The sequence below is a fragment of the Streptomyces sp. NPDC093089 genome (genome assembly GCF_044754405.1).
Classification (GTDB): Bacteria; Actinomycetota; Actinomycetes; order Streptomycetales; family Streptomycetaceae; genus Streptomyces.
This window is the reverse complement of the sequence record NZ_JBIVPA010000001.1, coordinates 404,091-430,404: the sequence shown is the minus strand read 5'-3', so window position 1 is coordinate 430,404 and position 26,314 is coordinate 404,091. Positions and strand designations below refer to the sequence as shown.

The following is a 26,314-nucleotide window of genomic DNA, read 5'->3' as shown; positions in this document are numbered from 1 at the left end:
CCCGGTCGGCGGGCTCCACCGGGGGAGCCTCCCCGGTGGAGCCGTGCCGCGATCGGGGCCGGACAGCCCCTAGCCGAGCGGGTGGGCGGCCAGGAGGTCGCCCAGTGCCTCCTCGTGGGCGGCGGCGGGGCCGAGGGAGAGTTCGAGGTGCTTGGCCCAGGCGTGGTAGCGGTGCAGGGGGTAGTCGGTGTCGGCGCCGAAGCCCCCGTGCAGGTGCTGGGCGGTCTGCACGACGCGTCGTACGCCTTCGGACGCCCAGATCTTCGCGACGGCGACGTCCCCGGCGGCGGGGAGCGCCCCGTCGGCCCCGGTGGAGACGCGCCAGGCGGCCTGCCAGAGGGTGGCTTCCATGGCGCGCAGGTCGATGTAGCGGTCGGCGGTCTGGACGGCGACGGCCTGGAAGGTCGCCACGGGGTGGCCGAACTGCTCGCGCTTGCCGGTGTACTGGCTCGTCATGGTGAGGACGGCCTCGCCGAGGCCGAGGGCGAGCGCGCAGGTGCCGGTCGTGAGGATCGTGCGCAGCTGTTCCCAGGCGCCGTCGGCGTCGATGACGTCCGCGTCCGCGAGGCGGACCTCGTCGAGCCGTAGTTCGGCGAGGAGTTCGCCGCTGGTGGAGTACTGCTCGGTGAGGCAGAGGCCTTCGTGGGTCCGGGGCACCAGGGCGAGGACGGTGCGGCCGTCGGAGGTGTGCGCGGGGACGGCGACGAGGTCGCAGCCGTGGGCCCACGGGACGGCGGTCTGAACGCCGTCGAGGAGCCAGTCGGTGCCGTCGCGGTGTGCGGTGACGGCCAGTTCCGCGGAGTCGTGGCCGGTGCGCCCCTGGGAGGCTGCGGTGAGGACGAGTTCGCCGCGCCCGACACGGGGGAGCAGGGCGGCGGCCGTCTCCGGGGCGGCGTACCGCTGGACGGTCATGGCGACCGCGCTGGTCTCCAGGAGCGGGACGCGGGCGAGGACGCGGCCGGCTTCGCGCAGGACGAGGCAGAGCGCGACGGCGTCGAGGCCGGCGCCGCCGTGCTCGGGGGCCAGGACGAGGCCGAGCAGGTCGGCGGCGGCGAGGCGGGACCAGAGCGGTCGGTCGAGGTCGTCGGACACGGCGCCCGGTGTGAGGGCGGGGCTGGGTACCGCGTCGGGTACGACGTCCGCGAAGACCGCCTTGGCCGCCTCGGCGGCCGCCTGCTGCTCTTCGGTGAAGGTGAAGTCCACTGCCCTGCCCTTCCGTTGCCGTCCCTGCCGCCGCCCCGGCGGTCCTGACGGACCGTCAAGATAGAACAGGTTCTAGGTGAAGGGAATGGCGGCGCGGGACTTCGTCGGCCGCCGGAACCGGCGGCCGACGCCGACGGCGGTGCCGGCGGGTGGTGTCGACAGGCGGTGCCGGTCGCCGGTGGTGCCGACCCCGGTGGTGCCGGTCGCCGGTGGTACCGACCCCGGTGGTGCCGACCGCCGTGATGGCGGCCGCCGGTGGTGGCGGCCGGTGTCAGCGGTCGAAGTCGAGCTCCACGTCCGGGGTGACGGGATGGGACTGGCAGGCCAGGACGTAGCCGGCGTCGGTCTCGTCCGGTTCCAGGGCGAAGTTGCGGTCCATCCGCACCTCTCCGCCGACGACGAAGGCCCGGCAGGTGCCGCACACCCCGCCCTTGCAGGCGTACGGAGCGTCGGCGCGGGCCCGGAGCACCGTGTCGAGCAGCGTCTCGCCCCGGTCGACCGGCCAGGTGCCGGAGCGGCCGTGGAGGGTCGCGGTGAGCGTGGCGTGCGCGGGGGCGTCGGCCACGGGGGCCGGGGCCGGCGCGGAGCCGTCGTCGACGTGGAAGATCTCCTGGTGGATCCGGGAGCGGTCCACCCCGAGGCCGCGCAGGGCCTGCTCGGCTCCCTGGACGAGCCCGAACGGGCCGCAGAGGAACCAGCCGTCGATCTCGCCGACCGGCAGCAGCGCGGGCAGCAGCCCGGCCAGCCGCTCGCGGTCGAGGCGGCCGGACGGCAGACCCGCCTGCTGCTCCTCCCGGGAGAGGACGGTGACCAGCTGGAAGCGGTCCGGGTAGCGGTCCTTGAGGTCGGCGACCTCGTCCAGGAACATCGTGGACGAGGCGGTGCGGTCGCTCCGGACCAGGCAGAACCGGGCCTCCGGCTCACGGGAGAGCAGGGTGGCGGCCATCGAGAGGACCGGGGTGATGCCGCTGCCGCCGACGACGGCCGCGAAGTGACCGGGGCGCGGGGCGAGCGTGAAGCGGCCCATGGGCTCCATGACCTCGACGACGTCGCCGACGGCCAGTTCCTTGAGCGCGTACGTCGAGAACGAGCCGCCGTCGACGAGCCGGATGCCGACGCGCAGGACGGGGGCTTCGCCGGCCGGGGCCGCGGGGGCGCAGATCGAGTACGTGCGCCGGATCTCCTCGCCCTGTTCGCCGGTGCGCCGCAGGGCGAGGTGCTGGCCGGGGAGGTGGCGGTAGGTGTCGTGGAGTTCGGGCGGGACCGCGAAGGAGACGGCCACGGAGTCGTCCGTGAGCTGCTCGACCTCGCTCACCCGGAGCGACTGGAATCCGGCCCGCCCGGAGCCTGAGGACGCCATCTACAACTCCTTGAAGTGGTCGAACGGTTCGCGGCAGGCGGTGCAGCGGCGCAGTGCCTTGCACGCCGTGGACGAGAAGCGGCTGAGCAGCTCGGTCTCGGTGGAGCCGCAGTGGGGGCAGCGGATCGCGAGGGTCAGCGGTACCGGGCCGCCCGCGGGGCCCTGGGGGCGGGGCGGTGCGATGCCGAACTCGGCGAGCTTGCGCCGGCCTTCCTCGCTGATGTCGTCGGTGGACCACGCGGGGGCGAGGACGGTGACGACGGAGACCTCCGGCACCCCGTGCTCGTGGAGCGCGCGCTCGATGTCGGAGGTCATCGCCTCGATCGCCGGGCAGCCCGTGTAGGTCGGCGTGAGGGAGACCTCGACGCGTCCGGGGCCGAGGACCTGGACGCCCCGCATGACGCCCAGCTCCTCCAGGGTGAGGACCGGCATCTCGGGGTCGAGGACCGCGCCGGCGATCCGGCCCAGCTCCTCCTCCAGGGCGGTCGTGGTCACCACGACGCACCCGGGTGGCTGCGGTGCAGGTGCTGCATCTCGGCGATCATCCGGCCGAAGGACTCGGTGTGCAGGCCCTGCCGGCCCGCTCCGGCCGCCCAGGCGCCGGTGCGCGGCCCGCCGGGCACGGTGAGCGTGGCCCGGCCGAGGACATCGGTGACCGAGGCGAGCCAGGCGCTCTCCAGGGCCGCGTGGTCCAGGTCGATGCCGTCGACGGGCTGGAACAGCTCGCCGGTGTACCGCCACAGGGCGTCGCAGGCGCGCTGCATCCGGTCGTGGCTCTCGGCGGTGCCGTCGCCGAGGCGCAGGGTCCAGTGCTCGGCGTGGTCCTGGTGGTAGGCGACCTCCTTGACGGCCTTCGCGGCCAGGCCGGCGAAGGGGCCGTCGCCGGCGGCGAGCTGTCCGTACAGGAGCCGCTGGTAGGTGGAGAAGTACAGCTGCCGGGCGATGGTGTGGGCGAAGTCGCCGTTGGGCTGCTCGACCAGCTGGACGTTCCGGAAGGAGCGCTCCTCGCGGAGGTACGCCAGTTCGTCCTCGTCGCCGGCGAGGGAGAGCAGGACGCGGGCCTGGCCGAGGAGGTCGAGGGCGATGTTGGCCAGGGCGACCTCCTCCTCCAGGACGGGGGCGGCGCCGGCCCACTCCCCCAGGCGGTGGGAGAGGACGAGGGCGTCGTCGCCGAGGGCGAGGGCGGCTCCGGTGAACGCGGCGGCCTCGCGGGTGGTCGGGGTGCTCACAGGTGCTTCACCCCCTCCGGGATCTCGTAGAAGGTCGGGTGGCGGTAGGGCTTGTCCGCGGCGGGCTCGAAGAAGGGGTCCTTCTCGTCCGGCGAGGAGGCGGTGATCGCCGCGGAGGGGACGACCCAGATCGACACGCCCTCGCTCCTGCGGGTGTACAGGTCGCGGGCGTTGCGCAGGGCCATCTCCGCGTCGGGCGCGTGGAGACTGCCCGCGTGGGTGTGGGACAGTCCGCGGCGCGAGCGCACGAACACCTCCCACAGCGGCCAACCGTCGCTCGTCATGCCTGTGCCTCTCCGTGCGTGCCGGTGTGCTTCTCCGCGTAGGCCGCGGCTGCTTCCCTGACCCAGGCGCCGTCCTCGTGGGCCTGGCGCCGCTTGCTCAGCCGCTGGTCGTTGCAGGGGCCGTTCCCCTTGAGGACGTCCCAGAACTCGGTCCAGTCGATCGGTCCGAAGTCGTAGTGCCCGCGCTCCTCGTTCCACCGCAGGTCGGGGTCCGGGAGGGTGAGTCCGAGGGCCTCCGCCTGGGGCACGGCGATGTCGACGAACCGCTGGCGCAGCTCGTCGTTGGAGTGGCGCTTGATCTTCCAGGCCATGGCCTGGGCGGTGTGGGTCGACTCGGCGTCCGGCGGGCCGAACATCATCAGCGAGGGCCACCACCAGCGGTCCACCGCGTCCTGCGCCATGGCGTGCTGCGCCTCGGTGCCGCGGGAGAGGGCGAGCAGGGCCTCGTACCCCTGCCGCTGGTGGAAGGACTCCTCCTTGCAGACGCGGACCATCGCGCGGGCGTACGGCCCGTAGGAGCAGCGGCACAGCGGGACCTGGTTGGTGATCGCGGCGCCGTCCACCAGCCAGCCGATGGCGCCGACGTCGGCCCAGGTCAGCGTGGGGTAGTTGAAGATCGAGGAGTACTTCTGGCGGCCGGAGTGGAGCTTGTCGAGCAGCTCGTCGCGGCTGGTGCCGAGGGTCTCCGCCGCGCTGTACAGGTACAGGCCGTGGCCGGCCTCGTCCTGGACCTTGGCCATGAGGATCGCCTTGCGCCGCAGCGAGGGCGCGCGGGTGATCCAGTTGGCCTCCGGCTGCATGCCGATGATCTCGGAGTGGGCGTGCTGCGCGATCTGCCGGACGAGCGAGGCGCGGTACGCCTCGGGCATCCAGTCGCGCGGCTCGATCCGCTCGTCGGCGGCTACGGCGGCGTCGAACACGGCCTCGTAGGCGGCCTGCTCCGCCGCCACGGCCGCGTCCGAGCCGCCGGGCGCGCCCGTGCTCTCTGCCGTCCCTGCCGTCACTGCGGTCATCGGACCCCCTACCGACCGATCGTTCGGTTGAATCACTTCAATGGTGGGTCGGCGGCCCGTATGGTGTCAACCCTGTGAAGGACCGAGGTGGGCCGTTGGGGGTCGGATCGGGATGGACCCGTACGTGGAAATGGACTCGGTCGAGGCGGGCGAGGACCGGCCCGGGCCCGAGGAAGCGGAACGCCGGGAGGACGGTGCCGGGGCGGGTCCTGGCACCGGGATCACGGCCCTGTCCCTGCCGTACCAGGTCGTCGTCGCCGTGGCGCTCGCCGTCGTCGGGGTGTTCGCCTGCGTCCACCTGGCGATGGTGTTCCTGCACGTCGCGCCGTCCAACACGCTGACCCAGCGGCACGGCCAGGCCGTCGACGACTGGATCTACCCCGAGTTCGAACAGAACTGGAAGCTCTTCGCCCCGAACCCGCTCCAGCAGAACCTCGCCGTGGAGGTGCGCGCCGAGATCGCCGGCGAGGGCGGGGAGCTCCGCACCACCGACTGGATCGACCTGACCGCCCAGGACATCACGGCGATCCGCTACAACCCGGTCCCCAGCCACTCACAGCAGAACGAGCTCCGCCGGGCGGTGGACTTCTACCGGAGCTCGCACTCCGACGACAACCGCCCCAACGGGCTGCGCGGCCGCCTCTCGGAGCGGTACATCCACCGGATCGCGCTGCTCCGCCTGGACTCCGACCCGTCGCTCCACGGTTCCGACGTGCGGCGCATCCAGCTGCGCACCGTCGTCCGCCCCGTGCCCGCCCCCGACTGGAGCAGCGAGAAGACCGACGCCACGCCGTCCCACCGCGACCTCCCGTGGTGGCGGGTCACCGACGCCGACCGCCCCGCCGGAACCGACCGGAGCAGCACGGAGACGGGCCGATGAGCGAACCGACGCCGATCGACGAGCCGACGCCGGTGAGCGGACCGACGCCGGTGAATGGGCCGATGTCGGCGGACGTGCCGATGTCGGCGAGCGGGTCGGCGGGCGTTTCCGTCGCCACGCGCGCGCGTACGGGGGAACCCTTCGACCGGCGGCTCGCACGGGCCGTCCAGACCGTCACGGGCCGTTCCCTCGGCCCGTACCAGACCGCGATCGTGCGGATCGGCTTCTCGCTGACCTGGCTGCTCTTCCTGCTGCGTGAGATCCCGCACCGGAACGAGCTGTACGGGCCCGACGGCCCGTGGTCCTGGGACATGGCCCGCCGGCTGATGTCCGGCAACCACGCCTTCAGCGTGCTCCTGTGGTCGGACGGGCGGATCTGGTTCGAGGTGGTCTACGGCCTCGCGGTGCTCTCCGCCGGGCTGCTCCTGGTGGGCTGGCGCACCCGGGCCGTGTCCGTGGTGTTCATGGTCGGGGTCCTCTCGCTGCAGAACCGCTCCGTCTTCGTGGGCGACGGCGGCGACAACGTCCTCCACCTCGTCGCGATCTACCTCGTGCTGACCCGCTGCGGCCAGGTCTGGTCCCTCGACGCCCGGCGGGCGGCCCGCGAGGCACGGGTGGCCGAGGCCGGCGGACCCGAGCGCCGCGATCTCGTCGGTCCGCTGCTGTGGACCGTGCTCGGCGGCTTCCTCCTCGCCGCCACCTGGTTCGCGGACGTCACCGGCGAGTGGTGGCTGCTGGTGCTGATGTGGGTGCTGTGGCTCGGGAACGCGCTCTGGTGGGTGGTGTGCCGGAACGCGCCCGGGGAGCCGCGTGTCCTGCTCGACGCCCTCGCCCACCTCGCGCACAACGCCACCCTCGCCGTGATCATGGCCGAGGTCTGCCTGATCTACGCCACGGCCGGCTGGTACAAGATCCAGGGCTCGCGCTGGCAGGACGGCACCGCGCTGTTCTACCCGCTCCACCTCGACTACTTCTCGCCGTGGCCCGCCCTCTCCGGCCTGCTCGGCGCCAGCGGGATCATGGTGATGCTGCTGACCTACGGCACGGTGGTCGTCCAGGTCGCCTTCCCGTTCACGCTCTTCAACCGCAGGGTCAAGAACGTCCTGCTGGTCGCGATGATGCTGGAGCACGCCGGGATCGCCGTGCTCCTCGGGCTGCCGGTCTTCTCACTCGCGATGATCTCCGCCGACGCGGTGTTCCTGCCCACGGCCTTCCTGGTGGCGCTCGGCGCCCGGGTGGCCCGGGGCCGGGACCGGCTCCTGAAGCGGGCTCCCGCGGAGGCGGTGCCCGAGCAGCGCCGTACGGGTGAGGACCGGGGTCCCCGTACCCTCGTCGGGTGAGCACCACCGAAGAGCAGCCAGGAGCCGAGCGGGCCGGGACCGCCGAGCCGGTCCAGTACGACGAGGGGTTCGGCCCCGAGGTCGGCGTCGGGCCGCACCCGCGCCCGTGGCCCGAGGGCGAGCGGTACGACCCCGAGCTGCTCGCCGGGGGCGACCGGCGCAACGTCGTGGACCGCTACCGGTACTGGACGCACGAAGCGGTGGTCGCCGACCTGGACACCCGGCGCCACGACTTCCACGTGGCGGTGGAGAACTGGGGCCACGACTTCAACATCGGGTCGGTGGTGCGGACCGCCAACGCGTTCCTGGCGAAGGAGGTCCACATCGTGGGCCGCCGGCGCTGGAACCGGCGCGGTGCCATGGTCACCGACCGCTACCAGCACGTGCGGCACCACCCGGACACCGAGTCGCTGACCTCGTGGGCGGCGGCCGAAGGCCTGCCCGTCATCGGGATCGACAACCTGCCGGGCGCCGTGCCGCTGGAGCGGACCGTGCTGCCTCGCCGCTGTGTGCTGCTCTTCGGGCAGGAGGGCCCCGGCCTCACCGAGGAGGCCCGCGCGCACGTGGAGATGGTCTGCTCGATCGCCCAGTTCGGTTCGACCCGGTCGATCAACGCGGGGGCGGCCGCCGCCGTCGCCATGCACGCCTGGGTGCAGCGGTACGCGGAGATCGAGACCCCCTGAGGGCGGTGCGGAGGCCCTGAGGGCCTCCGCACCGGCCCGCCGGTTCAGGCCTGGCGGCGGACCTCCACCACCCGGAAGCGGTTGGAGACGAAGGCGCCGTCGCACAGCGCCGCGTTCGCCGCCGGGTTGCCGCCGGAGCCGTGGAAGTCGGAGAACGCGGCCGTCTGGTTCACGAACACGCCGCCCGTGAGGTTCAGCGACAGCTGCGCCGACTCCTCCAGGCAGACCTCCTCCACCGCACGCTCGGTGTCCGCCGAGGTCGTGTAGGCGCCGACGGTCATGGCGCCCTTCTCGCGGACCGTGCGGCGGAGCAGCTCCAGGGCGTCTGCGGTGGAGTCCACCGAGACGGCGAAGGAGACCGGGCCGAAGCACTCCGAGAAGTACGCGGCCTGGGCGTCCGGCTTGGAGCCGTCCAGCTTCACGATGACCGGGGTGCGGACCACGGCGTCCGGGTACTCCGGGTTGACCACCTCGCGGGAGGCGAGCGCCACCTCGCCGAGACCGGCGGCGGCCTCCAGGCGGGCCTTCACGTCCGGGTTGACCAGGGCGCCGAGCAGGCCGTTCGCCCGGGCGTCGTCGCCGAGCAGGCCGCCGACCGCGCCCGCGAGGTCGGCGACGACCTCGTCGTACGACTTGGGGCCCTGGTCGGTGGTGATGCCGTCGCGGGGGATCAGCAGGTTCTGCGGGGTGGTGCACATCTGGCCGCTGTACAGGGACAGCGAGAAGGCCAGGTTGGACAGCATCCCCTTGTAGTCGTCGGTGGAGTCGACCACGACCGTGTTGACGCCGGCCTTCTCGGTGTAGACCTGCGCCTGGCGGGCGTTCTCCTCCAGCCAGTCGCCGAACTCGGTCGAGCCCGTGTAGTCGATGATCCGGATCTCCGGACGCACGGCCAGGGTCTTGGCGATGCCCTCGCCGGGGCGCTCGACGGCCAGCGCCACCAGGTTCGGGTCGAAGCCGGCCTCGGCGAGCACCTCGCGGGCGATCCGGACGGTGAGCGCGAGCGGCAGGACCGCGCGCGGGTGCGGCTTGACCAGGACCGGGTTGCCGGTCGCGAGCGAGGCGAACAGGCCCGGGTAGCCGTTCCACGTGGGGAAGGTGTTGCAGCCGATCACCAGGGCGATGCCGCGGCCGACCGGGGTGAACTCCTTGCTGAGCTCCAGGGGGTCGCGCTTGCCCTGGGGCTTGGACCAGCCGGCCCGCCCGACGGGGGTGCGGGTCTGCTCCGCGTACGCGTACGCCACGGCCTCCAGACCGCGGTCCTGGGCGTGCGGGCCGCCGGCCTGGAACGCCATCATGAACGCCTGGCCGCTGGTGTGCATGACGGCGTGGGCGAACTCGTGGGTGCGGGCGGAGATCCGGGCGAGGATCTCCAGGCAGACCAGGGCGCGGGTCTCGGCCCCGGCGTCCCGCCAGGCGGCCGTGCCCGCGCGCATGGCGGGGAGCAGGACGTCGATGTCGGCGTGCGGGTACTCGATGCCCAGGGACGGGCCGAACGGCGAGGTCTCGCCGCCGGTCCAGCCGTCCGTGCCGGGCTGGTCGAGCTCGAAGCGGGTGTTCAGCAGGGCCTGGTGGGCCGCGAGGCCGGCCGCCGCGTCGAGCGAGCCGTCCGCGCCGTACGCCTTCGGGTGCTCGGGGTACGGCGACCAGTAGGCACGGCTGCGGATGGTGTCGAGTGCCTGGTCGAGCGTGGACCGGTGCTTCTCGGCCAGACGGTCGGTGGTCAGCTGAGCGATGGCCATGGATGGACCAACTCCTCGTCGAGCTGGGCAGGGAGACGCGTACGGAGTTAGAGTAACCGAACGATCGGTCGGGACAAGGGGGTCCGTCGATCCTGTGGAGAACCCATCGGGGAGGATCACTCCCATGAGCGCCAACGTGACCGTCAGGGGGAGCGACGACGTGACCGCCAGTGAGACCGCCGCCGTGGGCCAGGACCGCACCGTCGCCGTGGTCGGCACCGGAACCATGGGCCAGGGCATCGCCCAGGTCGCCCTGGTCGCGGGCCATCCCGTGCGCCTCTACGACAGCGCCCCCGGCCGGGCCGCCGACGCCGTCGCCGCCCTCACCGCGCGCCTGGACCGGCTCGTGGAGAAGGGGCGCCTCGACGCCACCGCGCGCGAAGCGGCCGTCGGCCGGCTGCACGCGGCGGAGGACCCCGCCGAGCTCGCCGACGCCGCCCTCGTGATCGAGGCGATCGTCGAGGACCTCGCGGTCAAGCAGCGGCTCTTCGCCGACCTGGAGAAGATCGTCGGCGACGACGCCGTCCTCGCCACGAACACCTCCTCCCTCTCCGTCACCGCCATCGCGGGAGGGCTCCGGCTCCCCGGCCGGTTCGTCGGACTGCACTTCTTCAACCCGGCGCCGCTGCTCCCGCTCGTCGAGGTCGTCAGCGGCTTCGCCACCGACGCGGACGTCGCCACGCGCGCGTACGCGACGATGAAGGGCTGGGGCAAGACGCCGGTGCGCTGCGCGGACACCCCGGGCTTCATCGTGAACCGGGTCGCCCGCCCCTTCTACGCGGAGGCGCTGCGGGTGTTCGAGGAGGGCGGGGCCGACCCCGCCACCATCGACGCCGCCCTGCGCGAGTGCGGCGGCTTCCGCATGGGGCCCTTCGAGCTCACCGACCTCATCGGCCAGGACGTGAACGAGGCCGTCACCCGCTCGGTCTGGGAGTCCTTCTACCAGGACCCCAAGTTCACGCCCTCGCTCGCGCAGCGGCGGCTCGTCGAGTCGGGCCGGCTCGGCCGCAAGACGGGCCACGGCTGGTTCTCGTACGCGGAGGGCGCCGAGCGGCCCGAGCCGCACACGGCGCCGCCGGCGGAGGCGCCCGCGAAGGTCGTCGTGTACGGCGACCTGGGGCCCGCCGAGCTGCTGGTGGGGCTCTTCGAAGAGGCGGGGATCAAGGTCCGGCGCACGAAGGGCGACGGGCACATCAAGCTGCCGGGCGGCGGCAAGCTCGGTCTCGCGGACGGCGAGAGCTCCTTCGAGTACGCCCCCGAGGAGATCATCTACTTCGACCTCGCCCTCGACTACGCGCGCGCGAGCCGGATGGTGCTCTCCACCGGCCGGCGGACCGCGCCCGAGACCCTCGCCGAGGCCGTGGGGCTCTTCCAGGCGCTCGGCAAGCAGGTGTCGGTGATCGGCGACGTGCCCGGCATGATCGTCGCCCGCACGGTCGCGATGCTGGCCGATCTGGCGGCCGACGCGGTCGACCGCGGCGTCGCCACCGCCGAGGACGTGGACACGGCGATGCGGCTCGGGGTCAACTACCCGGCAGGCCCACTGGAGTGGGCGGAGAAGCTGGGGCCCAGGCGCGTCTGCGACCTGCTGTCGGCGTTGCACGAGCGCTACCCGACGGGTCGGTACGGGCCGAGCCAGGCGGTCGCCCGCCGGTGCGCCGAGGCCGACGAGGAGGATGCGCGATGACCACGGCGAAGCGCGACACCTACACCCCCGAGACGCTGCTCTCGGTCGCGGTGCGGATCTTCAACGAGCGCGGCTACGACGGCACGTCCATGGAGCACCTGTCCAAGGCCGCGGGGATCTCGAAGTCCTCGATCTACCACCACGTGTCCGGCAAGGAGGAGCTGCTGCGGCGGGCGGTCAGCCGGGCGCTCGACGGGCTCTTCGCGATCCTCGACGAGCCGGGGGCCGCGCGCGGCCGGGCCGTCGAGCGGGTCGAGTACGTGACGCGGCGGACCGTCGAGGTGCTGATAGCGGAGCTGCCGTACGTGACGCTGCTGCTGCGGGTGCGGGGCAACACCGCGACCGAGCGGTGGGCGATGGAGCGGCGCCGCGAGTTCGACCACGAGGTGGCCGCCCTGCTGAAGGCCGCCGCCGCCGAGGGCGACCTGCGGGCGGACGTGGACATCCGGCTCGCCACCCGGCTCCTCTTCGGCATGATCAACTCGCTGGTGGAGTGGTACCGGCCGCACCCGGAGTCGACCGCGGAGCGCGACCAGCTCGCCGAGACCGTCGTCCACCTGGCCTTCGACGGGCTCCGGGCGACCCGCTGACCTGCCGTACGGGCCCGCCGGGTCCGTCGTGCGGGCCGCCGGGCCGTCGTGCGGGCCGCCGGGCCGTCGTGCGGGCCCGGTCCTGCCCTGGGCCCCGCCGGGCCCCGTGCGCCCGTGTCACCCGTACGGCTCAGTGGGGGGCCGTCAGCGGCCCGGGTCCCGGTGGTCGGGGTCGAGGTCGGTCTCCTCGAAGACCAGCAGGGTCCGGGTGGAGAGGACCTCGGGGATCGACTGGAGCTTGGTGAGCACCAGCTCGCGCAGGGTCCGGTTGTCGGGGGTGTGGACGAGCAGCAGGACGTCGAAATCGCCGCTGACCAGGGCGATGTGCGCGGCTCCCGGCAGTGCCTGGAGCTGTTCGCGCACGGTCCGCCAGGAGTTCTGGACGATCTTGAGCGTGATGTAGGCGGAGGCGCCGTGCCCCGCCCGTTCGTGGTTCACGCGCGCGCTGAAGCCGCGGATCACCCCGTCGTCGATGAGCCGGTTGATCCGCGCGTACGCGTTGGCCCGGGACACGTGCACCCGCTCGGCCACGGAGCGGATCGAGGCGCGGCCGTCCGTCTGCAGGATGCGCAGGATGTCGCGGTCGATGGCGTCGAGCGGGCGCGCCGGCAGCCCCGGCAGCCCCGCCGCCGGTCCCGGCGCGACGACCTGCTCCCAGTCCTCGGCCATTTGTTCATCCGCCATGTGCCCCCGCCTCTCTCCGGTGGACGACCTGCCCTTATCCCAGGCTGTGGAGAACCGTTTGTCCACAGGCTGGAGGTGCCTGTAGCCAAAATGCCTCCACGACCGAACAATCGGTAGGTGAGGCGCGCCACACTCGCGCCACCCGCCTTCGGGTCTTATGCCCGCTCCCACGAGGAGGTGGACTCGTTGCAACAGCGCAGTTCGACAGTCCAAGAGCCGCCCGCTGCCGTCGACGCCTACCGGCCCACGCCGCCGCCGGCGTGGCAGCCGCGCACCGACCCCGCCCCGCTGCTGCCCGACGCCGAGCCGCTCCGCGTGCTCGGCACGGACGCCGTGGCCGACGCCGACCCCGCGCTGCTGCTACGGCTGTACGCGGAGCTGATCCGCGGCCGCCGGTACAACACGCAGGCCACCGCCCTCACCAAGCAGGGCCGGCTCGCCGTGTACCCGTCCACCACCGGCCAGGAGGCGTGCGAGATCGCCGCCGCCCTCGCCCTGGAGGAGCGCGACTGGCTCTTCCCCTCGTACCGCGACACGCTGGCGGCCGTCGCCCGTGGCCTCGACCCCGTGCAGGCGCTGACCCTGCTGCGCGGCGACTGGCACACCGGGTACGACCCGCACGAGTACCGCATCGCGCCGCTCTGCACCCCGCTCGCCACCCAGCTCCCGCACGCCGTGGGCCTCGCCCACGCCGCCCGGCTCAAGGGCGACGACGTCGTCGCGCTCGCCATGGTCGGCGACGGCGGCACCAGCGAGGGCGACTTCCACGAGGCCCTGAACTTCGCGGCCGTCTGGCAGGCCCCCGTGGTCTTCTTCGTCCAGAACAACGGCTTCGCGATCTCCGTGCCGCTCGCCAAGCAGACCGCCGCCCCCTCCCTCGCCCACAAGGCCGTCGGATACGGGATGCCGGGCCGGCTCGTCGACGGCAACGACGCGGTCGCCGTCCACCAGGTCCTGACCGAGGCCGTGGCCCGCGCCCGGCGCGGCGGCGGCCCCACCCTGGTCGAGGCCGTGACCTACCGGATCGACGCCCACACCAACGCCGACGACGCCACCCGCTACCGGACGGCCGGCGAGGTCGAGACCTGGCGGGCCCACGACCCGATCCTGCTCCTGGAGCGGGAACTGACCGAGCGCGGCCTGCTCGACGAGGACGGCCGGCGCGCGGCGGCGGAGGCCGCCGAGACGATGGCCGCGGAGCTGCGCGAACGGATGAACGCCGACCCGGTGCTCGACCCGATGGAGCTCTTCTCCCACGTGTACGCCGAGCAGACGACGCAGCTGCGCGAACAGGCGGCGCAGCTGCGCGCCGAGCTCGAAGCCGAGGGTGAGGCGTGATGACGACCGCGACGACCGGCCCCGCGGGGGCCAAGGCCGCCGGGAAGGCCAAGCCCGCCACGATGGCGCAGGCGCTCCAGCGCGCCATGCGCGACGCGATGGCCGAGGACCCGACCGTCCACGTGATGGGTGAGGACGTCGGCACCCTCGGCGGCGTCTTCCGGGTCACCGACGGACTCGCCAAGGAGTTCGGCGAGGACCGCTGCACGGACACGCCGCTGGCCGAGGCCGGCATCCTCGGCGCGGCCGTCGGCATGGCCATGTACGGTCTGCGGCCCGTCGTCGAGATGCAGTTCGACGCCTTCGCCTACCCGGCGTTCGAGCAGCTGCTCTCGCACGTGGCGAAGATGCGCAACCGCACCCGCGGCGCGGTGCCGATGCCGATCGTCATCCGCGTCCCGTACGGCGGCGGCATCGGCGGCGTCGAGCACCACAGCGACTCCTCCGAGGCCTACTACACGGCCACCCCGGGGCTGCACGTCGTCACCCCGGCCACCGTCGAGGACGCCTACGGGCTGCTGCGCGCGGCCATCGCCTCCGACGACCCGGTGGTCTTCCTGGAGCCCAAGCGGCTCTACTGGTCCAAGTCCGACTGGTCCCCCGAGGCGCCCGCGCCCGTCGAGCCGATCGGCAAGGCCGTCGTACGGCGCCGGGGCACCGGCGCCACCCTGATCACCTACGGCCCCTCGCTGCCGGTCTGCCTGGAGGCCGCCGAGGCCGCCCAGGCCGAGGGCTGGGACCTGGAGGTCGTCGACGTCCGATCCCTCGTGCCCTTCGACGACGAGACCGTCTGCGCCTCGGTGCGGCGCACCGGCCGCGCGGTCGTCGTCCACGAGTCGACCGGCTTCGGCGGCCCGGGCGCGGAGATCGCCGCCCGGGTGACCGAGCGCTGCTTCCACCACCTGGAGGCACCGGTGCTGCGGGTCGCGGGCTTCGACATCCCGTACCCGCCGCCGATGCTGGAGCGGCACCACCTGCCGGGCGTGGACCGGGTCCTCGACGCGGTGGCGCGTCTCCAGTGGGAGGCGGGGAACTGATGGCCCAGGTGCTGGAGTTCAAGCTGCCGGACCTCGGTGAGGGACTCACCGAGGCCGAGATCGTGCGCTGGCTGGTCGCCGTCGGCGACGTCGTCGCCATCGACCAGCCGGTCGTCGAGGTCGAGACGGCCAAGGCCATGGTCGAGGTGCCCTGCCCGTACGGCGGTGTCGTCACCGCCCGGTACGGCGAGGAGGGCACCGAACTGCCCGTCGGCGCACCGCTCCTGACGGTCGCCGTCGGCGGCACGGGTGCGCCCGAGGAGCTCGCGGAGGCGGCCCCCGGAGCCGCCCCCACGGCGAGCGGTTCCGCCGCCGGGGACGCCGTCTCCTCGGAGTACTCGGGCAACGTGCTCGTCGGCTACGGCACGGCCGGGCCCGCCGCCCGTCGCCGCCGGGTCCGGCACACGAACCCGGCCGCTGCGCCGGTCGCCGCCCCCGCCGCCGCGCCGGTCGCCGCCCCCGTCGCCGCTCCGGCGCCCGCGGCCGTCCCGGCCCCCGCGGCCCTCGGGCCCGCCGGGCACGCGGGCCCGGTGCCCGTCATCTCGCCGCTCGTGCGGAAGCTGGCCAGGGACCGGGGGATCGACCTGCGGGAGGTGCGCGGATCGGGTCCCGAGGGGCTGATCCTGCGGGCCGACGTGGAGCTGGCCATCACGGCCCTCGAACGGCCGGCCGCCGCCCCGGCACCCGCCCCGAGCCCGGTCGCGACCCCCGTCGCCGCGGACGGCGAGCGGATTCCGCTGCGCGGGATCCGGGGCGCGGTGGCGGACAAGCTGTCCCGGAGCCGTACGGAGATCCCGGACGCGACCTGCTGGGTCGACGCCGACGCGACCGAACTGATGGCGGCGCGGGCGGCGATGAACGCGGCGGGCGGGCCGAAGATCTCGCTCCTCGCGCTCCTCGCCCGGATCTGCGTCCACGCCCTGGACCGGTTCCCCGAGCTCAACTCCACGGTGGACACCGCCGCCCGGGAGATCGTCCGGCTGCCGTCCGTGCACCTCGGTTTCGCCGCCCAGACCCCGCGCGGTCTGGTCGTCCCCGTGGTCAAGGACGCGGGGCGGCGCACGGCCGAGTCGCTGACGGCCGAGTTCGCCCGGCTGACGGAGGCCGCCCGGCAGTCCGCGCTGACCCCGGCCGATCTGACCGGCGGCACGTTCACCCTGAACAACTACGGGGTGTTCGGGGTCGACGGCTCCACGCCGATCATCAACCACCCCGAGGCCGCCATGCTCGGCGTCGGGCGGATCATCCCCAAGCCCTGGGTGCACCAGGGCGAACTGGCCGTCCGTCAGGTGGTGCAGCTCTCGCTCACCTTCGACCACCGCGTCTGCGACGGCGGCACGGCGGGCGGCTTCCTGCGGTACGTCGCGGACTGCGTCGAACAGCCCGCGGTGCTGCTCCGCACGGTCTGACGGATCGTCCGGCCCGTCTCTCTCCGTGGGACGGGCCGGACGTCCACGGCCCTCCTCGGCCCATACTGCTGGGGTGACCACCGCATACGACGCCGTCGTGCTCGCCGGGGGAGCCGCCCGGCGCCTCGGCGGCTCCGACAAGCCCGGGGTACGGGTCGGGGGCCGGACCCTGCTCGACCGGGTGCTCGCGGCCTGCTCCGACGCGGGCCGGACCGTGGTCGTCGGCGATCCGCGCCCGACCGTCCGCCCGGTCCGCTGGACCAGGGAGGTCCCGCCCGGCGGCGGCCCCCTGGCCGCCCTCGCCGCCGGGGCGCGGCGGACGGAGGCAGACGTCCTCCTCGGCCTCTCCGCGGACCTCCCCTTCCTCGACGCCGCCACCGTCCGGCGCCTCCTCGACGCCCTCGCCGCGGACCCCGACGCCGAGGTCGCCCTCCTCACCGACCCGGACGGCCGGGACCAGCCGCTGGTCGCCGCGTACCGGTCCGGGCCGCTGCGCCGTGAACTCGCCCGGCTCGGCGAGGACCACGGCGGCCTCGCGGACCTGCCGCTGCGCGGGCTCACGCGGGCCCTCCGGCCCCTCCGGGTCCCCGCGGGGCCCCTGGCCTCCTTCGACTGCGACACCTGGGAGGACATCGCCATCGCCCGGGCCCGCATCAGGGAGCATGGGACCGTGCTGGACGAATGGATCACCGCAGTCAAGAACGAACTGGGCATCGAGCTGGACGTCGACACCGGCGTGCTGCTCGACCTCGCCCGTGACGCCGCGCACGGCGTGGCCCGCCCCGCCGCGCCCCTGACCACGTTCCTGGTCGGGTACGCGGCGGCGCTCGCGGGCCCCGAGGGCGGCCCGGAGGCGGTCGCCGAGGCCGCCCGCAAGGCCGCGGCGCTGGCCCAGCGCTGGGCCGCCGAGCAGGACGAGGCCGGATGAGTCCGACGGAACCCGCCCCCTTGGCGGAACAGCCCGCCGCGACCCCCGCGGCCACGGGGACCCCTGCGGCCTCCGGAGCCTCTGCGACTTCCGCGGGTTCTGGGATCCCTGCGGCCTTTGGAGCGGCTGCGATCCCTGCGGGCTCCGGGGGCCCTGAGACCTCCGGGACCTCCGGGACCTCCGGGACCCCCGGGACTCCCGGGACTCCCGGGACCCCCGGGACTCCCGCAGCCTCCGCGCCCTCCGCGCCCTCCGCGCCCTCTGGAACTCCCGCGACCTCCGGTGTCGGTGCCGGTGCCGGTCCCGCATCCGACGCCACGGTGAAGGCGGAGCGGCCGCACCGTGCCACCCCGTGGCCGGAGGCGCGAGCCGCCGCCGTCCTCGCCGGGAACGCCGTCCGCGCCGCGGCCGGCCGGGAGCCGGTGGCCGTCCCGCTCGGGCAGGCGCTCGGGCGGGTCGTCGCCGAGCCGCTCACGGCCCTCACCGACCTGCCCCCCTTCGACACCTCGGCCATGGACGGCTGGGCCGTCGTGGGTCCCGGCCCCTGGGCCGTACGCGAGGACGGCGCAGTCCTCGCCGGGCACGCGCCCGCCGTCGTACCGGCCGAGGGCGAGGCCGTGCGGATCGCCACCGGCGCCCGCGTCCCTCCCGGGATCACCGCCGTCATCCGCAGCGAGCACGCCAGGACCGAGCGGACCGAGCGGACCGAGCGACCGGAGCCGTCGGGTCCCACCACCCCAGGCGCTCCCGCCGGATCGACTCCGGGGGCCGCCACGGCGACGTCCGACTTCTCCGGATCGACCCTGGGGGACGCCACAACAACGCCCGACTCCGCCGGATCCCCCGCCGCCACCGGGCTCGTGCTGCATGCGCTTCGTGAGGTCATGGCGGGGCAGGACATCCGTCCTCGGGGGCAGGAGTGCCGGGCCGGGGACGAGCTGCTTCCGGCGGGCAGTGCCGTGACCCCCGCCGTGCTGGGCCTCGCCGCCGCCGCGGGCTACGACGAGCTGCGCGTACGTCCCCGGGCGAGGGTGGAGATCCTGGTCCTCGGCGACGAGCTGCTCACCGCGGGGCTCCCCCGCGAGGGCCTCATCCGGGATGCTCTCGGGCCGATGCTCGGCCCCTGGCTGGAGGCGCTCGGCGCGGAGGTGCTCGGCACCCGTCGGATCGGCGACGACGCCGAGGAGCTGTACGCGGCCGTCACCGGATCCCCCGCCGACCTGGTCGTCACCACGGGCGGTACCGCCGCGGGCCCGGTGGACCACGTCCACCGCGTGCTCGACAAGGCGGGGGCGACCCTCCTGGTCGACGGTGTGAAGGTGCGGCCGGGCCATCCGATGCTCCTGGCGGCCCTGGGCGGCGACCGGCACCTCGTCGGACTCCCTGGAAACCCGCTCGCCGCCGTCTCCGGGCTCCTCACCCTCGCCGAGCCGCTGCTCGCGGCCCTGGCCGGGAGCGCCCTCGCCGAGGGCCGCTCCCCCGTGGCGGGCGAGGTGCACGGGCATCCCCACGACACCCGGCTCGTCCCGGTCGTCCGCCGGGGTGGACGGGCCGTTCCCCTCCACTTCAACGGACCGGCCATGCTCCGGGGCATCGCCGTGGCCGACGGCATGGCCGTCGTCCCGCCGGGCGGCGCGCGACCCGGCCAGGAGCTGACCGTCCTCGACCTTCCGTGGCCGGCGGCGGGGGCCGTTCCGGTTCAAGGAGCGTGTTTCACGTGAAACTTCCCAGCCGTGACGTGATGGCCCGCCACGCCGACGAGAAAGTCGCGGGCCCGCGGGTCAGGCTGCCGCGACGGGTCGTGGAGAAGCCGCTCCGCCAGGTCGGCAAGAGGCTCCTCATGGCGCTCGGCGTGCTGATCCTGACGGTCGTCATCGTCTACGTCGACCGCGAGGGCTACCACGACAACGCCGACGAGACGCTCGACCTCCTCGACTCCGTCTACTACGCGACCGTCACGCTCTCCACCACCGGATACGGCGACATCGTCCCGTACAGCGACTCGGCCCGGCTCGCCAACATCCTGCTCGTCACGCCGCTGCGCGTGCTCTTCCTGATCATCCTGGTCGGCACCACTCTCGAGGTCCTCACCGAGCGGACCCGGGAGGAGTTCCGGCTGAACCGCTGGAGGTCCACCTTGCGCGACCACACCGTCATCGTCGGCTTCGGGACGAAGGGGCGGTCCGCGATCCAGACCCTCTGCGCCACGGGGCTCCACAAGGAGCAGATCGTCATCGTCGATCCCTCCACCAAGGTGATCGAGACGGCGAACGCGGACGGCTTCGTCGGCGTCATCGGCGACGCGACCCGCAGCGACGTGCTGCTCCGCGCCGAGGTGCAGAGGGCCCGTCAGATCGTCATCGCCACCCAGCGCGACGACACGGCCGTCCTGGTCACCCTGACGGCCCGCCAGCTCAACCGGGGCGCGAAGATCGTCGCCGCGGTCCGCGAGGAGGAGAACGCGCCGCTGCTCCGCCAGTCCGGTGCCGACGCGGTCATCACCAGCGCCAGCGCCGCCGGCCGCCTGCTCGGCCTCTCCGTCCTGAGCCCCAGCGCGGGCACCGTGATGGAGGATCTGATCCAGCAGGGCTCCGGCCTCGACCTCGTCGAACGCCCGGTGACCAAGAGCGAGGCCGGCAAGAGCGTGCGGGAGACCGGGGACCTGGTGGTGAGCGTGCTCCGCGGCCACCGCCTGCTCGGCTACGACGATCCCGCGGCCAGCCCCCTCCAGCTCACGGACCGGGTGATCACCATCGTCCGCGCCGCACCGGTGACGCCGCTCTCCACTCCGCCGGAGGACTGAACACGGCCCGCGGGGGCGGCGGGAGTAGCCTCGCCGCCATGTATGCGATCACGATTCCGGAACCCGGTGGTCCCGAGGCCCTCGTCTGGGCCGAGGTGCCCGATCCCGTACCCGGCGAGGGCGAGGTCCTCGTCGAGGTGGTGGCCAGCGCGGTCAACCGCGCCGATCTGCTCCAGCGCCAGGGCTTCTACAACCCGCCGCCGGGCAGCTCCCCCTACCCCGGCCTCGAGTGCTCGGGCCGGATCGCGGCCCTCGGCCCCGGAGTGTCGGGCTGGTCCGTCGGCGACGAGGTCTGCGCCCTGCTCGTCGGCGGCGGCTACGCGGAGAAGGTCGTGGTCCCGGTCGGCCAGCTCCTGCCGGTGCCGGAGGGCGTCGACCTGGTCACGGCCGCCGCGCTCCCCGAGGTCGCGTGCACGGTCTGGTCCAACATCTTCATGATCGCGCACCTGCGGCCGGGCGAGACGGTGCTCGTGCACGGCGGCGCGAGCGGCATCGGCACGATGGCGATCCAGCTGGCGAAGGCGGTCGGCGCGCGGGTCGCGGTCACGGCCGGCGGTCCGGAGAAGCTGGCGCGCTGCGCAGAGCTGGGCGCGGACGTCCTCATCGACTACCGCGAGCAGGACTTCGTCGAGGAGCTGGCCAAGGCGACGGACGGGGCGGGCGCGGACGTCATCCTGGACATCATGGGCGCCAAGTACCTGGAGCGGAACGTGAAGGCGCTGGCCGTGAACGGCCGGCTGGTGATCATCGGCCTCCAGGGCGGGGTGAAGGGCGAGCTGAACCTCGGGGCGCTGCTCGCGAAGCGTGCGGCCGTCATGGCGACCACGCTGCGCTCCCGGCCCGCGCAGGAGAAGGCCGCGATCGTCGCCGCCGTCCGCGAGCACGTCTGGCCCCTGATCGGCGCGGGCACGGTCAAGCCGGTCGTCGACCGTACGGTGCCGATGCCGGAGGCCGCCGACGGGCACCGGGCGCTGGACTCCGGCGGCCACGTCGGCAAGGTGCTGCTGCTCGCCCCCCGGGGCTGACGCCGGGCACGGCGGGGACGACGAAGGGGCCCGGCACGCGAACCGTGCCGGGCCCCTTCTCCGTACGGACGGATCTACAGGTACGGTCCCGAGCGCACCGCGTGGCCGTGGCCGCGGTCGTCGTCCTCGTCGTGGGAGGCGCCCGGCGGGAGGGCGCGCCGCATCTGCTCCAGCTGGGCACGGGCCGCCATCTGCTGGGCGAACAGCGCCGTCTGGATGCCGTGGAAGAGGCCTTCCAGCCAGCCCACCAGCTGGGCCTGCGCGATGCGCAGCTCCGCCTCGGAGGGGATCGCCTCGTCCGTGAAGGGCAGCGAGAGCCGCTCCAGCTCCTCGACCAGTTCGGGCGCGAGCCCGTCCTCCAGCTCCTTCACCGAGCTGGCGTGGATGTCCTTGAGCCTGACGCGGCTGGCCTCGTCGAGAGGTGCCGCGCGTACTTCCTCCAGGAGCTGCTTGATCATGCTGCCGATCCGCATGACCTTCGCAGGCTGCTCGACCATTTCCGTCACCGGGACCTCGCGGGGTTCGTCGTCGCCCTGAGTGCCGCCGAGCGCCATCCCGTCCTGTCCCACGATGAGGACCTGGGGGCTCTCCTGCGACCTGTCATTCCTCGGCATCTCCATGCCGCCATTCTCTCGTACACATCGCGTCACCCACTGGTGTGCCCCTGTACGGGGGTGATCCACCCTCGTACAGGGGCACAGGTCGGGAACCGGGTCCGTCAGGTCGCCTCGCGCCGGGCCAGCGCGCCGCGCGAGCGGGTCACGAGGGCGGCGAGCAGGGCGGCGCCCAGCGGGACGGCGACGAGCAGGCCGGCCAGCGTCTCCCAGGGGACGATGATCGGCAGGTCGGGCGGGGTGGGGTTGGCGTTCCAGCCCTGGGCGAGGCTCTCCTCGTAGTAGCGGACCTGTTCGCGCTCCTGGGTGAGCAGGAGGCCCACGGCGGGCAGCAGCCCGGCTGCCGAGCCGAGGATCACGCCCATCGCGGCGACGACTCCGCACTGGAACCCGCTGAGCGTGCGGCGGACCCGGGGCGGGGCGCCCACGGCGGCGAGCGTCTTCAGGTCGGCCTCGGCGTCGGCCTGGGCGAGACCGGTGGCGATGCCGGCCGCGCCGATGGTGACCAGGCCGGCGAAGACGGCCAGCGCGATGAGGATGATGCTGTCGCGGTTGACGAATCCTTCCTCCAGGTGGAACTCGACGGCGCTGCCTAGCTTGGCGATGTCGCCTTCGAGCTTCTGGCGCTGCTCGCTGTTCGGGAGCCGGTCGGTGCTGACGTACACGCCCATCGGCACCGTGGCCAGGCCGGCGGCCTTGGCGGTGGCCGGGGTCATGAGGGCCTGGAGGCCGTACGACTGCTTGTCGCCGGGCACCAGGTAGGCGGACAGGGAGCTGACCTCGCCGGGGACGGGGCGGTTCTCGTCGGAGGCCTTCTGGGCGGCGGCGACGTCGGTGATCTGCTTGATCCCGAGGGTGCCGTTCCCGTCGACGAGGGAGCGGTTGAAGACGACGACCTTGCCGTCGGCGAGGGCCTTCACGGTCGCGGGGTCGTCGACGCCGAGGACCTGGAGCACGGCGGCGTCACCGACGAGCAGGCCGCCGTCCGTGATGTACATGCCGCTGCTCGCGGACTCCTTGCACCGCCAGTCGTCGGTGAGCATCTTCTGCCGCTGCGCGGGCGGGTACTTCTCCGCCGGGTCGCCGCCGCCGGGGACGGAGGCGTACAGCGGGCACTCGTTCGCCCGGGGGATGACGACCTCGTAGCGGCCGCAGCCGGCGGTCTGGTCCCACCGCGCGCAGCCGGGGTTGCCGACCGAGACCCGCTCGACGTCGGCGCTGACGTCGACGGGGAAGGCGCGTTGGACGGCCTCGCGGACGGCGGGGACGTCCCGGCCGCCCTCCTCGGGAACGAAGGCGGAGGCGACGCCGTACGGCAGCAGGGGCACGTAGTCGGCCCTGTTCTGGGCCTCGCTGCTGGCCATGTACGTGGAGACGGCGACCGTGCCCGCGACGGCGGCGAGGACGGCGGCGACGGCCGGCGCCGTACGGCCCCGGTTGCGGACGGCGTCCCGCAGCGCGAGGCGCGGGGAGAGCGGCAGCCAGCGGCCGGTCCGCCCGAACAGGCCCACCAGGGCCGGGGTCATGGCGACGACGCCCAGCTCGGCGATGGCGGAGCCGCCCGCCACGATGACGAACTGCTCGCTGAAGAGCGAGCCGAAGAGGGCGATCGCGCCGCCGATGAGGACGGCCCCGAGGCCGACCAGGGGCAGCACCCGGCTGCTGCGGCGGACGCCGCGCCGGCCGGTGAGCGAGGAGAGCACGGTCTGGCGGGAGGCGGTGACGGCCGGGACGATCGCGGCGAGCAGGCCGGTCAGGACCGCGAGCAGCGCGATGCCGAGCAGTTCGGCGGGCCGGATGTCGAAGGCCCCGAACCGCTGGCCCATGGTGTCCTCGAGGACCGGCTGGAGCAGCAGGGTCAGGATCACGGCGAGGACGGTGCCGGTGACGGCGGCGGCGACGCCGATGACCAGACCGCCGCTCAGGACGATGGCCCGGATGTGGCTGCGGGCACCGCCGTTGGCCCCGACCAGACCGAGCTGGCGGCGCGAGCGGCGGGCGCCGACGGCGAACGCGGGTCCGGCGAGGAGGCAGATCTCCAGCATGGCCAGGCCGACGACGGTGCCGAGGGCGGCGAGCTCGGCGGCGTCGGCCGCCGGGCTGGACTCGTAGTTCGCGTAGCCGCCCGCCCGGAACAGCGGCACCTCGGACTCGGCGGGCGGGTCGAGCAGCACGGCGCGCGAGGCGACGGTGACGCCCTTGGTGTTGATCTGCTGCACGGTGTTCCACGTGAAACCACCGGGCTTGCGCACCAGGTACGAGACGGAGGTCTCGGGCGCCGGCAGACCGGCCTTCTCGACGGCCTTCCCGTAGGGGGCGAGGAACGCTCCGGGCAGCGCGTTGATCTGCTCGGCGTCGAGAGAGTTGGGAAGTTCGTAGGAGCCGACGATCCGATACGGGCGATCGAAGTTGCGGGCGGAAAGGGTCGAGCCGATCGACAGACCGCTGTTCTCCAGGAAGTGCGAGGTGGCCATGACCTCGTCGCCCTTCTCCGGGAAACGCCCGTCGAGGAGCGTCATGATGCCGCGGGCGACGGGGTCGGACGCCTTGAGCTCGCGCACCTCCGTCATGAGCAGGCCGTGGACCGTCGTCAGTTTCGCCGAACCGGTCCCGTCCGTGAGGACGGTGGAGCCGGCGGGCACGACCCCGGCGACGTCGGTGGGACCGCTCGGCCAGACCCCTTCCCCGGGATCCTTGGCCGGCGTGTGCATCTCGCCCGTCGGGTCCTGGAGGATCGGGACACCGCCCATCTGGGCGTCCTTGAAGCGCGCGTCGGCCGCGCCGAGCGACCGCTCCACCATTTCGGCGGGGGAGAGTTCGGAGCTGCGGTAGGTCAGGTCGAGGGCGCTGACGCCGAGGATGGGCAGGGCGATCATCGCGAGGACGAGGGCGCTGCGGCCCTTGGAGCGCCAGGCGTCGCGCCGGGCGATGCGGATGGCGGCCCGCCAGGAGTGGAACCAGGTCTTCACGCCTCGGCCACCTGGCCCGACAGGAGCGAGTCGGCGTCGCTGCGCACGGTCTGGTCGACGATGGCGCCGTCCCTGAGGAACACGACGCGGTCAGCCCAGGCCGCGAACCGCGGCTCGTGGGTGACGAGGACACCGGCGGCGCCCGCGTCGCAGCGCGAGCGGAGCAGGGCGAGCACGGACTCCCCGGTCTCGGAGTCGAGGGCGCCGGTCGGCTCGTCGGCGAGGACGAGCCGGCGGTCGCCGACGAGGGCGCGGGCGATGGCCACCCGCTGCTGCTGGCCGCCCGACATCTCGTCGGGGAAGCGGTCGGCGAGGTGGCCGAGCCCCATTTCCTCCAGGGCGGCCAGGGCCTCCGCGCGCGCCTTGCGGGCGGAGGTCCCGTCCAGCTCGCGCGGGAGGGCGACGTTCTCGGCGGCGGTCAGGGCCGGGATGAGGTTGTAGTCCTGGAAGACGTAGCCGATGCTGCGGCGGCGCAGGGCGGCGAGCTGCTTGACGGTCGCGGTGGTGATGTCGGTGTCCTCGACGATCACCCGGCCCGAGCTGGGGGTGTCGAGGCCGCCCGCGATGGTGAGCAGCGTGGACTTCCCGGAGCCCGACGGGCCCATGACGGCGACGAGTTCGCCCGGGTACAAGGCGAGGTCGATCCCGCGCAGGGCGTGCACCTCGGTGGCGCCGGAGCCGTGGACACGGGTCAGGTTCTGCAGTTGCAGCACGGGCTGCTGTGTGGACATCGAGGGGTCCCCCCTTGGGACGTGCCCGGCGGACGGCCGGGCACGGAGCGTGCGGTGGAAGGCGGTGCGTCGGCGGTACGGGCGGAGCGCGAGCGTGCGGTCAACGCGCTCCGGGCGTACCGGTGGTCGGGATGCCCGCCGCGTCCGGCGGCCGCGGGGCGGCCGCGGTGTCGGCGGCGGCCGGGGCCGGCGGAGCGGTCGCCGACAGGCGGATCAGCCGGGACTCGCAGTGGTCGAGCCAGCGGGCCTCGGCCTCGGTCTGGAAGATCAGCTGTTCGAGGACGAGCAGCCAGGCCACGTCGTCGCGCTCCCGGGCGCCGCCCCTCTCCACGGCGGCGAGTGCCTGCGCCTTGAGCCGGGTGTAGTCCTGCATGGCCTTGACGGTGTGCCGGCGCTGGGACTGGATGACGTCGCGGATGTCGACGGACGGTGCGCCCACGGCCATGGCGAGCTTGATGGCCAGCTCGTCACGGGCGGGGCTGGTGCGGTCCACCGGCTTCTCGAACCAGGTCCTGAGCTCGGTGCGACCGTCGTCGGTGATCGCGTAGAGCGCGTGCCCGGCCGCGTCCTCGCCGCTCTGCGCGACCATCCCGTCCCGTTCCAGACGGTTGAGGGTCGTGTAGACCTGGCCGACGTTCAGCGGCCAGGTGGCACCGGTGCGGGACTCGAACTCCGTACGGAGCTGGGAGCCGTAGCGCGGGCCGCGTTCGAGGAGGGCGAGGAGCCCGTGGCGGATCGACATACTCAGTATGTATACCGGGTATG

The 26,314-nt window shown here is 73.7% G+C and carries 24 protein-coding genes; 12 read left to right on the top strand and 12 right to left on the bottom strand.

Annotated elements, in window-relative coordinates:
* Nucleotides 1-69: 69 nt before the first annotated feature.
* The 6 genes from ACIQFX_RS02050 to paaA all read right to left on the bottom strand — a co-directional run bounded on the left by ACIQFX_RS02050 (nt 70) and on the right by paaA (nt 5,089).
* Complete coding sequence (locus tag ACIQFX_RS02050) at nt 70-1,203, bottom strand: acyl-CoA dehydrogenase family protein (protein ID WP_402457900.1); 1,134 nt, start codon at nt 1,201-1,203, stop codon at nt 70-72.
* A 271-nt stretch (nt 1,204-1,474) separates the two neighbouring features.
* The gene (locus ACIQFX_RS02045; protein ID WP_402457897.1) at nt 1,475-2,563 is read right to left on the bottom strand and encodes a 2Fe-2S iron-sulfur cluster-binding protein; all 1,089 of its coding nucleotides are present in this window, start codon (nt 2,561-2,563) and stop codon (nt 1,475-1,477) included.
* Nucleotides 2,564-3,061, bottom strand: a complete 498-nt coding sequence (gene paaD, locus ACIQFX_RS02040) for a 1,2-phenylacetyl-CoA epoxidase subunit PaaD (protein WP_402457894.1) — start codon at nt 3,059-3,061, stop codon at nt 2,564-2,566.
* Nucleotides 3,055-3,792: a 1,2-phenylacetyl-CoA epoxidase subunit PaaC gene (paaC, locus tag ACIQFX_RS02035; protein WP_402457891.1), complete on the bottom strand. Its 738-nt coding sequence runs from the start codon at nt 3,790-3,792 to the stop codon at nt 3,055-3,057. Before paaC ends, paaD begins: the two co-directional genes overlap by 7 nt.
* A complete protein-coding gene (gene paaB / locus ACIQFX_RS02030) occupies nt 3,789-4,076 on the bottom strand; it encodes a 1,2-phenylacetyl-CoA epoxidase subunit PaaB (protein WP_399223620.1) in 288 nt (95 codons plus the stop codon). The genes paaC and paaB overlap by 4 nt, the downstream gene beginning before the upstream one ends.
* Nucleotides 4,073-5,089, bottom strand: coding sequence for a 1,2-phenylacetyl-CoA epoxidase subunit PaaA (gene paaA, locus ACIQFX_RS02025; protein WP_033201485.1), 1,017 nt, complete (start codon nt 5,087-5,089; stop codon nt 4,073-4,075). Before paaA ends, paaB begins: the two co-directional genes overlap by 4 nt.
* A 112-nt stretch (nt 5,090-5,201) precedes the next feature.
* Here paaA and ACIQFX_RS02020 point away from each other — a divergent pair, with 112 nt between their 5' ends.
* The 3 genes from ACIQFX_RS02020 to ACIQFX_RS02010 are packed head-to-tail and all read left to right on the top strand — an operon-like array spanning nt 5,202 to nt 7,992.
* Entirely contained in the window at nt 5,202-5,969 is a 768-nt protein-coding gene (locus ACIQFX_RS02020) for a DUF5819 family protein (protein ID WP_402457888.1), read from the top strand.
* Nucleotides 5,966-7,309, top strand: a complete 1,344-nt coding sequence (locus tag ACIQFX_RS02015) for an HTTM domain-containing protein (RefSeq protein ID WP_402457885.1) — start codon at nt 5,966-5,968, stop codon at nt 7,307-7,309. The genes ACIQFX_RS02020 and ACIQFX_RS02015 overlap by 4 nt, the downstream gene beginning before the upstream one ends.
* The gene (locus ACIQFX_RS02010; RefSeq protein WP_402457882.1) at nt 7,306-7,992 is read left to right on the top strand and encodes a TrmH family RNA methyltransferase; all 687 of its coding nucleotides are present in this window, start codon (nt 7,306-7,308) and stop codon (nt 7,990-7,992) included. The genes ACIQFX_RS02015 and ACIQFX_RS02010 overlap by 4 nt, the downstream gene beginning before the upstream one ends.
* Before the next feature lie 44 nt (nt 7,993-8,036).
* On the opposite strand, the gene paaN is transcribed toward ACIQFX_RS02010, so the two are convergent.
* Nucleotides 8,037-9,734, bottom strand: a complete 1,698-nt coding sequence (paaN, locus tag ACIQFX_RS02005; protein ID WP_402457877.1) for a phenylacetic acid degradation protein PaaN — start codon at nt 9,732-9,734, stop codon at nt 8,037-8,039.
* A 124-nt stretch (nt 9,735-9,858) separates the two neighbouring features.
* Here paaN and ACIQFX_RS02000 point away from each other — a divergent pair, with 124 nt between their 5' ends.
* Nucleotides 9,859-11,421, top strand: a complete 1,563-nt coding sequence (locus ACIQFX_RS02000) for a 3-hydroxyacyl-CoA dehydrogenase (RefSeq protein WP_402457874.1) — start codon at nt 9,859-9,861, stop codon at nt 11,419-11,421.
* Nucleotides 11,418-12,011: a TetR/AcrR family transcriptional regulator gene (locus tag ACIQFX_RS01995; RefSeq protein WP_402457872.1), complete on the top strand. Its 594-nt coding sequence runs from the start codon at nt 11,418-11,420 to the stop codon at nt 12,009-12,011. The genes ACIQFX_RS02000 and ACIQFX_RS01995 overlap by 4 nt, the downstream gene beginning before the upstream one ends.
* A 144-nt stretch (nt 12,012-12,155) precedes the next feature.
* On the opposite strand, the gene ACIQFX_RS01990 is transcribed toward ACIQFX_RS01995, so the two are convergent.
* Nucleotides 12,156-12,695: an Lrp/AsnC family transcriptional regulator gene (locus ACIQFX_RS01990; protein WP_402457869.1), complete on the bottom strand. Its 540-nt coding sequence runs from the start codon at nt 12,693-12,695 to the stop codon at nt 12,156-12,158.
* A 177-nt stretch (nt 12,696-12,872) separates the two neighbouring features.
* On the opposite strand from ACIQFX_RS01990, the gene pdhA reads away from it, so the two are divergent.
* The 7 genes from pdhA to ACIQFX_RS01955 all read left to right on the top strand — a co-directional run bounded on the left by pdhA (nt 12,873) and on the right by ACIQFX_RS01955 (nt 21,235).
* Nucleotides 12,873-14,033 carry a pyruvate dehydrogenase (acetyl-transferring) E1 component subunit alpha gene (gene pdhA / locus ACIQFX_RS01985; protein WP_402458553.1) on the top strand — a complete coding sequence of 387 codons (1,161 nt, stop codon included), beginning with the start codon at nt 12,873-12,875 and terminating at the stop codon, nt 14,031-14,033.
* The gene (locus ACIQFX_RS01980) at nt 14,033-15,070 is read left to right on the top strand and encodes an alpha-ketoacid dehydrogenase subunit beta (protein ID WP_402457866.1); all 1,038 of its coding nucleotides are present in this window, start codon (nt 14,033-14,035) and stop codon (nt 15,068-15,070) included. The genes pdhA and ACIQFX_RS01980 overlap by 1 nt, the downstream gene beginning before the upstream one ends.
* A complete protein-coding gene (locus ACIQFX_RS01975) occupies nt 15,070-16,479 on the top strand; it encodes a dihydrolipoamide acetyltransferase family protein (protein ID WP_402457863.1) in 1,410 nt (469 codons plus the stop codon). The genes ACIQFX_RS01980 and ACIQFX_RS01975 overlap by 1 nt, the downstream gene beginning before the upstream one ends.
* Before the next feature lie 73 nt (nt 16,480-16,552).
* On the top strand, nt 16,553-17,407 hold the full coding sequence (locus ACIQFX_RS01970) for an NTP transferase domain-containing protein (protein WP_402457860.1): 855 nt from the start codon (nt 16,553-16,555) through the stop codon (nt 17,405-17,407).
* Between the two features lie 320 nt (nt 17,408-17,727).
* Nucleotides 17,728-19,128 carry a molybdopterin molybdotransferase MoeA gene (locus tag ACIQFX_RS01965; RefSeq protein WP_402457857.1) on the top strand — a complete coding sequence of 467 codons (1,401 nt, stop codon included), beginning with the start codon at nt 17,728-17,730 and terminating at the stop codon, nt 19,126-19,128.
* The gene (locus tag ACIQFX_RS01960) at nt 19,125-20,210 is read left to right on the top strand and encodes a potassium channel family protein (protein ID WP_402457854.1); all 1,086 of its coding nucleotides are present in this window, start codon (nt 19,125-19,127) and stop codon (nt 20,208-20,210) included. Before ACIQFX_RS01965 ends, ACIQFX_RS01960 begins: the two co-directional genes overlap by 4 nt.
* A gap of 38 nt (nt 20,211-20,248) precedes the next feature.
* Nucleotides 20,249-21,235, top strand: a complete 987-nt coding sequence (locus ACIQFX_RS01955) for an NAD(P)H-quinone oxidoreductase (protein ID WP_402457852.1) — start codon at nt 20,249-20,251, stop codon at nt 21,233-21,235.
* A 74-nt stretch (nt 21,236-21,309) separates the two neighbouring features.
* Here the strand turns inward: ACIQFX_RS01955 and ACIQFX_RS01950 are convergent, their stop codons facing one another.
* From ACIQFX_RS01950 to ACIQFX_RS01935, 4 genes are all read right to left on the bottom strand, one after another.
* Complete coding sequence (locus ACIQFX_RS01950) at nt 21,310-21,855, bottom strand: bacterial proteasome activator family protein (protein ID WP_402457849.1); 546 nt, start codon at nt 21,853-21,855, stop codon at nt 21,310-21,312.
* A 98-nt stretch (nt 21,856-21,953) separates the two neighbouring features.
* Nucleotides 21,954-24,818 carry an FtsX-like permease family protein gene (locus tag ACIQFX_RS01945; protein WP_402457846.1) on the bottom strand — a complete coding sequence of 955 codons (2,865 nt, stop codon included), beginning with the start codon at nt 24,816-24,818 and terminating at the stop codon, nt 21,954-21,956.
* On the bottom strand, nt 24,815-25,549 hold the full coding sequence (locus ACIQFX_RS01940) for an ABC transporter ATP-binding protein (RefSeq protein ID WP_402457843.1): 735 nt from the start codon (nt 25,547-25,549) through the stop codon (nt 24,815-24,817). Before ACIQFX_RS01940 ends, ACIQFX_RS01945 begins: the two co-directional genes overlap by 4 nt.
* 100 nt (nt 25,550-25,649) lie before the next feature.
* Nucleotides 25,650-26,291, bottom strand: a complete 642-nt coding sequence (locus ACIQFX_RS01935) for a PadR family transcriptional regulator (RefSeq protein ID WP_402457841.1) — start codon at nt 26,289-26,291, stop codon at nt 25,650-25,652.
* Nucleotides 26,292-26,314: the final 23 nt, after the last annotated feature.

Bases quoted from the DNA above. Each gene is read 5' to 3' on its own strand.
- ACIQFX_RS02045 (WP_402457897.1), bottom strand. From the start codon at position 2,563: ATGGCGTCCTCAGGCTCCGGGCGGGCCGGATTCCAGTCGCTCCGGGTG.
- paaB (WP_399223620.1), bottom strand. From the start codon at position 4,076: ATGACGAGCGACGGTTGGCCGCTGTGGGAGGTGTTCGTGCGCTCGCGC.
- paaA (WP_033201485.1), bottom strand. From the start codon at position 5,089: ATGACCGCAGTGACGGCAGGGACGGCAGAGAGCACGGGCGCGCCCGGC.
- ACIQFX_RS02020 (WP_402457888.1), top strand. From the start codon at position 5,202: ATGGACCCGTACGTGGAAATGGACTCGGTCGAGGCGGGCGAGGACCGG.
- ACIQFX_RS02015 (WP_402457885.1), top strand. From the start codon at position 5,966: ATGAGCGAACCGACGCCGATCGACGAGCCGACGCCGGTGAGCGGACCG.
- paaN (WP_402457877.1), bottom strand. From the start codon at position 9,734: ATGGCCATCGCTCAGCTGACCACCGACCGTCTGGCCGAGAAGCACCGG.
- ACIQFX_RS02000 (WP_402457874.1), top strand. From the start codon at position 9,859: ATGAGCGCCAACGTGACCGTCAGGGGGAGCGACGACGTGACCGCCAGT.
- ACIQFX_RS01995 (WP_402457872.1), top strand. From the start codon at position 11,418: ATGACCACGGCGAAGCGCGACACCTACACCCCCGAGACGCTGCTCTCG.
- ACIQFX_RS01990 (WP_402457869.1), bottom strand. From the start codon at position 12,695: ATGGCGGATGAACAAATGGCCGAGGACTGGGAGCAGGTCGTCGCGCCG.
- ACIQFX_RS01980 (WP_402457866.1), top strand. From the start codon at position 14,033: ATGACGACCGCGACGACCGGCCCCGCGGGGGCCAAGGCCGCCGGGAAG.
- ACIQFX_RS01975 (WP_402457863.1), top strand. From the start codon at position 15,070: ATGGCCCAGGTGCTGGAGTTCAAGCTGCCGGACCTCGGTGAGGGACTC.
- ACIQFX_RS01955 (WP_402457852.1), top strand. From the start codon at position 20,249: ATGTATGCGATCACGATTCCGGAACCCGGTGGTCCCGAGGCCCTCGTC.
- ACIQFX_RS01950 (WP_402457849.1), bottom strand. From the start codon at position 21,855: ATGGAGATGCCGAGGAATGACAGGTCGCAGGAGAGCCCCCAGGTCCTC.
- ACIQFX_RS01940 (WP_402457843.1), bottom strand. From the start codon at position 25,549: ATGTCCACACAGCAGCCCGTGCTGCAACTGCAGAACCTGACCCGTGTC.
- ACIQFX_RS01935 (WP_402457841.1), bottom strand. From the start codon at position 26,291: ATGTCGATCCGCCACGGGCTCCTCGCCCTCCTCGAACGCGGCCCGCGC.